1 protein-coding gene is annotated in these 2,189 nt (G+C 41.9%); it reads left to right on the forward strand.

What is annotated here, in order from left to right:
* Nucleotides 1-591 precede the first annotated feature (591 nt).
* Nucleotides 592-2,130 (forward strand): group II intron reverse transcriptase/maturase, encoded by a 1,539-nt coding sequence (gene ltrA, locus HGO97_RS23600; RefSeq protein WP_216245726.1) that lies wholly within the window; start codon nt 592-594, stop codon nt 2,128-2,130.
* Nucleotides 2,131-2,189: the final 59 nt, after the last annotated feature.

Consider the following 2,189-nt stretch of genomic DNA (forward strand, 5'->3'; position numbering starts at 1 on the left):
ATGAAGAATGAGTGCGACAAGAAGCGGCTTCTTCCTAGGCACTTTAGTATAGAAATAAAATCTATTATCCCAGTGACAGGGATATTTCCGTCCAAAACTGCGTCGTGGGTAACCGCGGGGTGGGTTGCATGAGGAAAAGCCTAATTTCGTGCTTAGCATTCATAGCACGGAAGGGCAAGGAAAAGACTTGCATGATGTGCGATGAAGCATCGTCACATCGCAAATGCTGGTGGAATGCATATACAGCATATAGCAGATAGGAAAACATTACTTCGTTCTAATGTCAGATGTCACCCACAAGTCTGCCGGTGTAATGAACACATCTAAACAAGTCGCATCTAAAAGAAGCTGAACTTGGTAAGCCCTATGGAGTCCAGTTAACCAACTGGTAAGTCGACCGCAAGGAGAACCGAATTCTCCAGAGGGTAAAGGAGCATTGGAAAAAGCTAATGCCACCAGGGCCCAAGCCCACAGGAATGGGAAATAACTGGGTGGATACTGGATATGTGCCAGACCCGAAAGGGGGCTGACTTCCAATCGGTGTACTACACGATAAAAAGCGAAAAGCAAATGTCCAAAGGAGGATGACAGTTGAGAAATACTTTGCCCAAAACAAAGCCCGCAGCATCCCCCATTACAGGATGGAAACAGTTTGACTGGAGTAAAATCCGCAAGTATGTAGACAGAATGCAACAACGAATTTATCGTGCCGAAAGTCTGGGACGAAAGAGAACCGTCAGAAATCTACAAAGAATTCTGATGCACAGCAAGGCAGCATTACTGCTTTCAATCAAAAGAATTACGCAAGATAACAGAGGAAAACGGACAGCCGGAATAGACGGGAATATCGTTGCAAACGATTCTGAACGAATAATGCTGTACGAAAAGATGAAGAAACTAAGAGTAAATCAACACAACCCCAAACCCTCATATCGAATTTACATAAAGAAGAAAAATGGAAAACTTAGACCACTAAGCATCCCAACAATCATGGACAGGGTATGGCAGAACGCGGTTAAGTTGGCACTGGAGCCCCAATGGGAGTATCACTTCGAATCTACTTCTTATGGATTTCGTCCAGGCAGAGGCTGCCATGATGCCATAGAAAGAATCTTCCAATATCTGGTATTCGGAAAGAGAAGATGGATATTTGAAGGAGACTTCAAAGGCTGCTTCGACAACCTGAATCATACCTATATCATGAAACAAATTCAGCGATTTCCTGCTCATAAGCTTATTCATAAATGGCTGGAAGCAGGATATGTAGACAACGGAACATTCCATTTGACAGATGCTGGAAGCGGACAAGGCTCTATACTATCGCCGCTAATAGCAAACATTGCCTTACATGGAATGGAAGACATCCTTGGAATTAAATACTACATAAATAAAAACGCCGCTGGCCGTACTTGGGCAGTCAACACTTCGAAATACGCTATGACCAGATACGCGGATGATTTTGTTATCATGTGCTATTCAAAAGAAGATGCAGAAGCAGTGTATTCCAAACTGACCCCTTATCTAAAGGAGCGAGGTCTGGAACTTGAAGAAAATAAAATCAGAGTAATCGATATATCAGAAGGATTTGACTTTCTGGGGTTTAATGTCCGGAGATATCCCGCCAGTTCTAAAGACAAATTACTCATTAAACCATCCAAAGACAGCATTAAGAAATTCAGACAAAAAGTAGCAGATACAGTCAAAGATTGCTACGGTCATAACGTGGAAGTACTGATCAGGAAACTAAATCCTATAATCAGGGGAACAGCAAACTATTGGAAAGCTGAAGTCTCTTCAAAAGTATTTTCAGCAATGGATAAATACATCGTCAATATAACATATCGCTTTCTTGCCAAGACTCATCATAACAAGAACCACATATGGATTAAAAAGCGATATTTCAGAAAAGACATCAGAGGTATCAGTAAAAACAGATGGATTTTATCCTCTCCTACTCAGATGAACCTACAGCTTATCAAGATGAGCTGGACGCACATTGAGAGACACACCTTGATTAAGTTTAAAGCCAGTCCGTTTAACAGTAATCTATCGAAATACTTCTACTATAGAAAGCGAAAAGAATCTAATCAGACTTTCGGAGAACAAGTATGCTTGAGCTGTATGTCATGAAAGTGACACGTACAGTTCTTAGGCGGGAAAGAGGGAGTAATCCCTCCGACCTAGCCGAC

The organism is Faecalicatena faecalis (assembly GCF_012524165.2).
Lineage (GTDB): Bacteria > Bacillota > Clostridia > Lachnospirales > Lachnospiraceae > Faecalicatena_A > Faecalicatena_A faecalis.